Source organism: Streptomyces sp. NPDC060205 (assembly GCF_042728395.1).
Lineage (GTDB): Bacteria > Actinomycetota > Actinomycetes > Streptomycetales > Streptomycetaceae > Streptomyces.
The window spans coordinates 1-8,724 of record NZ_JBHWZP010000373.1 but is presented as its reverse complement, the minus strand read 5'-3'; the positions used below and the strand labels follow the sequence as shown (position 1 = coordinate 8,724).

The 8,724-nt window shown below is 69.9% G+C and carries 6 protein-coding genes; 5 read left to right on the top strand and 1 reads right to left on the bottom strand.

What is annotated here, in order from left to right; translation table 11 throughout:
- Nucleotides 1-215: 215 nt before the first annotated feature.
- Nucleotides 216-2,942 carry a DNA polymerase I gene (polA, locus tag ACFWGJ_RS38185; RefSeq protein WP_387333561.1) on the bottom strand — a complete coding sequence of 909 codons (2,727 nt, stop codon included), beginning with the start codon at nucleotides 2,940-2,942 and terminating at the stop codon, nucleotides 216-218.
- A gap of 168 nt (nucleotides 2,943-3,110) precedes the next feature.
- Between polA and ACFWGJ_RS38180 the strand changes: the two genes are divergently transcribed.
- The 5 genes from ACFWGJ_RS38180 to ACFWGJ_RS38160 all read left to right on the top strand — a co-directional run bounded on the left by ACFWGJ_RS38180 (nucleotide 3,111) and on the right by ACFWGJ_RS38160 (nucleotide 8,602).
- Entirely contained in the window at nucleotides 3,111-5,390 is a 2,280-nt protein-coding gene (locus ACFWGJ_RS38180) for an FdhF/YdeP family oxidoreductase (RefSeq protein ID WP_387333560.1), read from the top strand.
- A gap of 70 nt (nucleotides 5,391-5,460) precedes the next feature.
- Nucleotides 5,461-5,949, top strand: coding sequence for a PaaI family thioesterase (locus tag ACFWGJ_RS38175; protein WP_107017568.1), 489 nt, complete (start codon nucleotides 5,461-5,463; stop codon nucleotides 5,947-5,949).
- A 79-nt stretch (nucleotides 5,950-6,028) separates the two neighbouring features.
- Nucleotides 6,029-6,460 (top strand): hypothetical protein, encoded by a 432-nt coding sequence (locus ACFWGJ_RS38170; protein ID WP_387333559.1) that lies wholly within the window; start codon nucleotides 6,029-6,031, stop codon nucleotides 6,458-6,460.
- Nucleotides 6,457-7,092 carry a Tat pathway signal sequence domain protein gene (locus tag ACFWGJ_RS38165; RefSeq protein ID WP_387333558.1) on the top strand — a complete coding sequence of 212 codons (636 nt, stop codon included), beginning with the start codon at nucleotides 6,457-6,459 and terminating at the stop codon, nucleotides 7,090-7,092. The genes ACFWGJ_RS38170 and ACFWGJ_RS38165 overlap by 4 nt, the downstream gene beginning before the upstream one ends.
- A 280-nt stretch (nucleotides 7,093-7,372) precedes the next feature.
- Nucleotides 7,373-8,602 (top strand): branched-chain amino acid ABC transporter substrate-binding protein, encoded by a 1,230-nt coding sequence (locus tag ACFWGJ_RS38160; protein WP_387333557.1) that lies wholly within the window; start codon nucleotides 7,373-7,375, stop codon nucleotides 8,600-8,602.
- Nucleotides 8,603-8,724: the final 122 nt, after the last annotated feature.

The following is an 8,724-nucleotide window of genomic DNA, read 5'->3' as shown; positions in this document are numbered from 1 at the left end:
CGCGGCCAGCCCCCACCGGGCGCGCGGGCGGAACGGATAGGGGCGCGGGGAACTGCGCAATCCTTTCGCCCTTCAGGGGCGCGGGGAACTGCGCGACAAGCCACGACGGACCCGCAGGCAATCACCCGGCCCCGCCCAAGGCGACCCAGGGGCGCGGGGAACTGCGCGAGTAGCTCCCACCGGGCCCGCAGGTGAGTAAGCCGCTCCGAGCGGAGCTAGTGCGCTGCCGACTCCCAGTCCGGGCCCGAGCCCACCGAGACGTCCAGCGGCGCCCGGAGCTGGACCGCCGCGGCCATCTCCCGGCGGACCAGTTCCTCCGCCCGCGCCCGCTCCCCGGGAGCGATCTCCAGGACGATTTCGTCGTGGACCTGGAGCAGCATCCGGGACGCCAGCCCGGCCTCCCGCAGAGCCTTGTCCACGTGCAGCATCGCGATCTTGACGATGTCCGCCGCCGTGCCCTGGATCGGCGCGTTCAGCGCCATCCGCTCCGCGGCCTCCCGCCGCTGCCGGTTGTCGCTGTTGAGGTCGGGGAGGTAGCGGCGCCGCCCGAACAGCGTCGCCGTGTACCCCGTGGCCCGCGCCTCGTCGACCGCCCGCCGCAGATAGTCCCGTACCCCGCCGAAGCGCTCGAAGTACGTGTCCATCAGGCCACGCGCCTCCCCCGCGTCGATGTTGAGCTGCTGGGAGAGCCCGAACGCGGACAGCCCGTACGCGAGCCCGTACGACATCGCCTTGATCTTGCGGCGCATCTCCGCGTCGACGGCGTCGCGCTCCACGGAGAACACCTGGGAGGCGACGGTGGTGTGCAGGTCCTCGCCGGAGGTGAAGGCCGCGAGGAGGCCCTCGTCCTCCGACAGGTGGGCCATCACGCGCAGTTCGATCTGGCTGTAGTCGGCGGTCATGAGGGATTCGAAGCCCTCGCCGACCACGAAGCCGCGGCGGATCGCGCGGCCCTCCTCGGTGCGTACCGGGATGTTCTGCAGGTTCGGATCCTGCGACGAGAGACGGCCCGTCGCGGCGACCGTCTGGTGGAAGGTGGTGTGGATGCGGCCGTCCGCGGCGATGGTCTTGATCAGGCCCTCGACGGTGACGCGCAGCTTCGCCTGCTCGCGGTGGCGGAGCATGATGACGGGCAGTTCGTGGTCGGTCTGCGCGGCGAGCCAGGCGAGAGCGTCGGCGTCCGTCGTGTAGCCGGTCTTCGTCTTCTTCGTCTTGGGCAGGCCCAGTTCACCGAAGAGGACTTCCTGGAGCTGCTTGGGCGAGCCGAGGTTGAACTCGTGCCCGACCGCCGCGTGCGCCTCCTTCACGGCCTGCTGGACCGCGCCCGCGAACATCTGCTCCATGGCCTCCAGGTGCGCCCTGTCCGCCGCGATGCCGTGCCGCTCCAGGCGGGCGAGCAGTTCGGAGGTGGGCAGTTCCATGTCCTGCAGCAGATCGGCGGCGCCGACCTCCTTCAGCCGCTCGCCGAAGGCCTCGCCCAGGTCGAGGATGGCGCGGGCCTGCACCATCAGCGCGTCGGCCTCGGCGCCCTCGTCGGCGCCGAAGGCGAGCTGTCCGTCGGCGGTCGCGGCGGGCGCCAGCTCCCGCCCGAGGTACTCCAGGGACAGCGCGTCCAGGTCGAAGGAGCGCCGGCCCGGCTTGACGAGGTAGGCGGCGAGGGCGGTGTCCATGGAGATGCCCGCGACGCTCCAGCCGTGCTCGGCGAAGACCCGCATGACCGCCTTGGCGTTGTGCAGCACCTTGGGGCTGTCGGCGTCGGCGAGCCAGCGCGCGAACGCGTTCTCGTCGCTCTCGTCGAGCTGCGACGGGTCGAACCAGGCCGCCGCACCGTCGGCCGCGGCGAGGGCGATCTCGGCGACCGATCCCGTACCGAGCGCCCAGGTGTCGACCGTGGCGACGCCCAGGACCGCCGTGCCGTGCTCGGTGAGCCAGGGGCCCAGCTCGCCCGCGTCGAGGACCGTGCCGTCCACGGCCACGCCCGCGGCGACCGGCGCCGCGTCCTCGGCCTGCTCCGCCCCGGGGTCGACGGCCAGCAGCCGCTCGCGCAGCGACGGGTTACGGATCTCCAGGGTGTCCAGGACCATCGCGAGGGCCGTGCGGTCGTACGGAGCGCGCTCCAGGTCGGGCACCGCCTTCGGCAGCTCGACGTCACGCACCATCTCGGTGAGGCGGCGGTTGAGCTTGACCGCCTCCAGGTGGTCGCGGAAGTTCTGCCCGGCCTTGCCCTTGACCTCATCGGCGCGCTCGACCAGCTCCGCGAACGAACCGAACTGGTTGATCCACTTCGCGGCGGTCTTCTCACCGACGCCGGGGATGCCCGGAAGGTTGTCGGACGGGTCGCCGCGCAGGGCCGCGAAGTCGGGGTACTGGGCCGGCGTCAGCCCGTACTTCTCGAAGACCTTCTCCGGAGTGAACCGCGTCAGCTCGGAGACGCCCTTGGTCGGGTAGAGCACGGTGGTGTGCTCGGAGACCAGCTGGAAGGAGTCGCGGTCGCCGGTGACGATCAGCACGTCGAAGCCCTCGGCCTCGGCCTGCGTGGCGAGGGTGGCGATGATGTCGTCCGCCTCGAAGCCGTCGACGGCGAACCGCTCGGCGTTCATCGCGTCCAGGACCTCGCCGATCAGCTCGACCTGGCCCTTGAACTCGTCGGGCGTCTTCGACCTGTTCGCCTTGTACTCCGTGAACTCCTCGGAGCGCCACGTCTTGCGCGACACGTCGAACGCCACCGCGAAGTGCGTGGGCGACTCGTCGCGCAGCGTGTTGGCGAGCATCGACGCGAAGCCGTAGATCGCGTTCGTCGGCTGGCCCGTCGCCGTCGTGAAATTCTCCGCGGGCAGCGCGAAGAACGCGCGGTACGCCAGCGAATGCCCATCCATGAGCATCAGCCGCGGGCGTCCCCCGCCGGAGGTCTTCTCGGTCTTCTTCGATGCTGTCTCTGCCACACCCCCGATCCTGCCACGCCCCACTGACAGTCGGCCCCGCCCCGCCGTCCGCGGCGGTGTTCTCGCACCGGTTCTCCCCCGTTGCCGGGACCGGGGCAGGATCCGTGTCGGTACCACGTGGGAGGATCGGAGACGTACCTCACACATGTGCTCGAAGAGGAGGCCGACATGGCCGGCAAGCCGCCCCAGAGTGATCCGGTTCAGGACGCGCCGCAGGTCGCGGAACCGAAGCATGCTGCGGCCGGGCTGCCCGCCGTCGGGCACTCCCTGCGCATCGCCCAGTGGCAGATGGGTGTGAAGCGCACGGCGCTGACGCTGCTGCGGGTCAATCAGAAGGACGGCTTCGACTGCCCGGGCTGCGCCTGGCCCGAGCCGGAGCACCGGCACACGGCGGAGTTCTGCGAGAACGGCGCGAAGGCGGTCGCCGAGGAGGCCACCCTGCGCCGTGTGACCCCGGACTTCTTCGCCGCGCACCCTGTCGCCGACCTCGCGACCCGCAGCGGCTACTGGTTGGGCCAGCAGGGCCGCCTGACGCACCCCATGTATCTCGCGGAGGGCGCCGACCGCTACGAGCCGGTGTCGTGGGAGCGTGCCTTCGACATCGTCGCCGAGGAGCTCACCGGCCTCGGCTCCCCGGACGAGGCGCTGTTCTACACCTCGGGCCGCACCAGCAACGAGGCCGCGTTCCTCTACCAGCTGTTCGCCCGCGAGTACGGCACGAACAACCTCCCCGACTGCTCGAACATGTGCCACGAGTCGTCCGGCTCGGCGCTGAACGAGACGATAGGGATCGGCAAGGGCAGCGTCCTGCTGGACGACCTCTACCAGGCGGATCTGATCATCGTGGCCGGGCAGAACCCCGGCACGAACCACCCGCGCATGCTCTCCGCCCTGGAGAAGGCGAAGTCGAACGGCGCGCGGATCATCACGGTGAACCCGCTGCCCGAGGCGGGCATGGAGCGCTTCAAGAACCCGCAGACCCCGCAGGGCATGTTCAAGGGCGCGGCCCTCACCGACCTGTTCCTGCAGATCCGCATCGGCGGCGACCAGGCCCTCTTCCGCCTGCTGAACAAGCTCGTCCTGGAGACGGAGGGAGCCGTCGACGAGGAGTTCGTCGGCGAACACACGCACGGCTACGAGGAGTTCGCCGAGGCCGCCCGCGCCGCCGACTGGGACGAGACGCTCACGGCGACGGGCCTCACGCGCGCGCAGATCGACGAAGCGCTGTCGATGGTGCTCGCCTCGAAGCGCACCATCGTGTGCTGGGCGATGGGCCTCACCCAGCACAAGCACTCCGTGCCGACGATCCGCGAGGTCGTCAACTTCCTGCTGGTGCGCGGCAACATCGGCAGGCCGGGCGCGGGCGTGTGCCCGGTGCGCGGTCACTCGAACGTGCAGGGCGACCGCACGATGGGCATCTTCGAGCGCCCCGCGCCCGCTTTCCTGGACGCCCTGGAGAAGGAGTTCGGCTTCGCCCCGCCGCGCGAGCACGGCTACGACGTCGTGCGGGCGATCGGCGCGATGCGCGACGACCGGGCCAAGGTCTTCTTCGCGATGGGCGGCAACTTCGTGTCGGCCTCCCCCGACACCGAGGTCACCGAGGCAGCGATGCGCCGCGCCCGCCTCACCGTGCACGTGTCGACGAAGCTCAACCGCTCACACGCCGTCACCGGCGCGCGCGCCCTGATCCTGCCCACCCTCGGCCGCACCGAGCGCGATCTCCAGGGCGGCGGCGAGCAGTTCGTGACCGTCGAGGACTCCATGGGCATGGTGCACGCCTCCCGCGGCCGTCTGGACCCCGCGAGCGACCACCTGCTGTCGGAGCCGGCCATCGTGTGCCGGCTCGCCCGCCGGGTCCTGGGCGAAAACTCCCGTACGCCCTGGGAGGAGTTCGAGAAGGACTACGCGACCGTCCGCGACCGCATCGCGCGCGTGGTCCCGGGCTTCGACGACTTCAACCGCCGGATCGCCGACCCCGCGGGCTTCGCCCTCCCGCACGCCCCGCGCGACGAGCGCCGCTTCCCCACCGCCACCGGCAAGGCCAACTTCACGGCCGCGCCCGTCGAGTACCCGAAGCTCCCCGAGGGCCGCCTGCTCCTGCAGACCCTGCGCTCGCACGACCAGTACAACACCACGATCTACGGCCTCGACGACCGCTACCGGGGGATCAGGAACGGCCGCCGGGTCGTCCTGGTGAACCCCGAGGACGCGCGCGAGCTGGGCCTCGCCGACGGCTCGTACACCGATCTCGTCAGTGAGTGGAAGGACGGGGTGGAGCGCCGCGCGGCCGGTTTCCGGGTCGTGCACTACCCGACGGCCCGCGGCTGCGCGGCCGCGTACTACCCGGAGACGAACGTCCTGGTGCCGCTGGACGCCACCGCCGACACCAGCAACACGCCCGCCAGCAAGTCCGTCGTCGTCCGTCTGGAACAATCGGCAACCAACTGAGCGTTCGCTTAGACGCAGGTTCCGGACACGGGCTCCGGACGCACGACCGACGACGTAAGGAAACGGACCCATGGGCGAGCAGCACCACGTGAAGTTCCCGCAAGAGGTCATCGACGAGTACTCGGCGCTCGGCGTGGACCTGGTCGCCATGTTCTCCGCCGGACACCTCGGCACCCGCATGGGCGTCCAGATCATCGAGGCCTCCGCGGACCGCGTCGTGGGCACCATGCCGGTCGAGGGCAACACCCAGCCCTACGGACTCCTGCACGGCGGCGCCTCCGCCGTGCTCGCCGAGACCCTCGGCTCGGTCGGCGCCATGCTGCACGGCGGCAGCTCCAAGATCGCCGTCGGCGTCGACCTCAACTGCACCCACCACCGGGGCGCCACGTCCGGCCTCGTGACCGCCGTGGCCACCCCCCTGCACCGCGGCCGCTCCACGGCCACGTACGAGATCGTGATCAGCGACGAGGACGGCAGGCGGGTGTGCAGCGCCCGGCTGACCTGCCTGCTGCGCGACGTGCGGCCGAGCGACGCGGAGCGGGTCGGCGCCACCGGCTGAGCCGCCGGCCGGGCCCGTCCGAAAACCGTTGTCCGACACGGACGTTGATCCCGGGCACCCGGCGGCCTAGCGTCAGGGCATGGGAACGGGCGGGGCCCCCTGGCGGGGCCCGGTGCTCGGACTGGCGCTCCTGACCGGCGCCCTCGCCGCCGGCGCGACCGGGTGCGGCGGGTCCGGCACACAGAGCGGCACGACCGGCGCGCCGGAGGTCACGCGCACGGCCCCCGGTACGCGGTCGTCACCCCCGGCGACCGGGCCCGGGGACCTGTGCGCACGCCTCGTCGCGCACTGGTCGCGCAAGGTCCTGGACGACGACACCTACGGCGACTACCAGTCGATGGGCCTGTCCGACGGGCAGTACGAGATCCTGAGGGACGTCGTGGACGCCGCCAGGGCCGAGAAGAGGCGCGAGGGCGCACAGGCGGCAGGAGAACTGATCGACCGCACCGCGCGCGAGCGCTGCGAACAGCGGTACCGCAACGGCAACCCGACGGAAGGGCCCTGGAGTTGAGTGGCGTCGGCCCGGTCGAACCGGGCGAGGGAACACGCGCGTGGGACGACTTCGAAGCTCCCCCGCCGACCGGCCACGACCAGCCCCCGGGGCATCCGGCGGCCCTCTACTACGCCCGCCACCGCCGCGCCGTGCTCGCCTCCGCGGCGGCGGTCGTCCTGATCGCGGGCGGCGGCTACCTCTACGCGACCCGGCCGCAGCCACCGCCGCCCGCCGTCGGCCCGTTCCCGTCCCAGGTCGTCGACATCGACTACCTGGGCCAGGAGGGCTCACCGCCGAACGCGCCCGCGGGCAGTTTCACCTTCGCGGTACGCGTCACCGCGCACTCCGGCCCCACCATCACCGTCATGGAGATCTCCCAGCCCTACGCCGGGCTCAATCTGACATCGGTGCCCAAACCACCGTTCCGCACAAGGACGGGTTTCGGCCACAAGATCGTTGTCACTATGAATGTCACGGAATGCGCGAATACGCCGAGGAACGCCGGACTTCCTTTCCTGGACGTAACTCTGCGTAATACGCGCGCAATAGAAGACCACAGCTACATCCTGGGTGAGCGGTATGCACACGACCTGTCCGACGCCCTTCAAGTAGCCTGCAGCAACGACCCGCCGTCACTAGCAAACCGCTAGAACGCTGCTGAAATCACCGCCGCACGATCTGCGGGTTCTCACAATGTGGACCGGACGAATCGGCTCTAATTCCGCCCATCCACCCACCGAGTACCGCTCTGCATTACCTCGTGTCATAACAAGAGCGTCACATCCTTCTTCAGACTCTCCTCCACGTTCCCTCCACCCGCTTAGAGTCACGGCCAGTCACCGCGCCATCGGATTCGAAGAATTTTCGGCCCAGCGCTCGACTCGGCCCGTTCCACGAGGAACGGCCGTGCCAGGGAAAGGACTGCTGATCGTGCGTCAACGTTCGCTCATCGCCATCACCGCCGCGCTGGCGGCGGGAGCACTCACCCTCACCGCCTGTGGCTCTCGCGACGACGACGGCGGCTCGGACTCCGGCAGCGGCAACAAAACCGTCGTCATCGGTGTCGACGCCCCGCTGACGGGTGACCTCTCCGCCCTGGGCCTCGGAATCAAGAACTCCGTGGACCTCGCCGCCAAGACGGCCAACAAGGAGAAGACCGTCGAAGGCATCACCTTCAAGGTCGAAGCCCTCGACGACCAGGCACAGCCCTCCTCGGGCCAGCAGAACGCCGTCAAGTTCGTCGCCGACAAGGACGTCGTCGGCGTCGTCGGCCCGCTGAACTCCTCGGTCGCCGAGTCCATGCAGAAGGTCTTCGACGACGCCAAGCTCGTCGAGATCTCCCCCGCCAACACGGGCCCGACCCTCACCCAGGGCACCGACTGGCAGAACAAGAAGGTCCGCACGTACAAGTCGTACTTCCGCACCGCGACCACGGACGCCATCCAGGGCCCGTTCGCCGCGCAGTACGTCTACAACGACGCGAAGAAGAAGAAGGTCTATGTCATCGACGACAAGAAGACCTACGGCGCCGGCCTGGCCGCCACCTTCACCGACGAGTTCAAGAAGCTCGGCGGCAAGGTCGTCGGAACCCAGCACATCGACCCCGACACCAAGGACTTCTCCGCCGTCGTCACCCAGGTGAAGAGCTCCGGCGCCGACGTCGTCTACTACGGCGGCGAGTACCCGCAGGCCGGCCCGCTCAGCAAGCAGATCAAGGCCGCCGGCGTCAAGATCCCGCTCGTCGGCGGTGACGGCATCTACAGCGCCGACTTCATCAAGCTCGCCGGCGCCGGCGGCAAGGGCGACCTCGCCACCTCGGTCGGCGCGCCCGTCGAGGAGCTGCCCTCCGCCAAGGAGTTCGTCGCCAACTACAAGGCGGCCGGCTACAAGGAGGCCTTCGAGGCCTACGGCGGCTACTCCTACGACTCCGGCTGGGCGATCATCGAGGCCGTGAAGAAGGTCGTCGAGGACAACGACGGCAAGCTCCCGGACGACGCCCGCGCCAAGATCACCGAGGCCGTGCAGAACGTCTCCTTCGACGGCGTCACCGGCAAGGTCTCCTTCGACGAGTACGGCGACACCACCAACAAGCAGCTCACCGTCTACTCCGTCGAGGGCGGCGACTGGAAGGCCATCAAGTCCGGCACCTACACCGGCTGACCCACACCCGCACCACCACCTGAGCCGCGGGGGGGGGCGCGGGTAAAACCCCCCCCCCCCCCACAAAAACCGGCACACCCCACCCAAAAACCAAAGAGAGGGGGTACAAGGGGGGTAAGAAA

Coding starts and splice junctions, on each gene's coding strand:
- ACFWGJ_RS38180 (WP_387333560.1), top strand. CDS start 3,111: ATGGCCGGCAAGCCGCCCCAGAGTGATCCGGTTCAGGACGCGCCGCAG.
- ACFWGJ_RS38175 (WP_107017568.1), top strand. CDS start 5,461: ATGGGCGAGCAGCACCACGTGAAGTTCCCGCAAGAGGTCATCGACGAG.
- ACFWGJ_RS38170 (WP_387333559.1), top strand. CDS start 6,029: ATGGGAACGGGCGGGGCCCCCTGGCGGGGCCCGGTGCTCGGACTGGCG.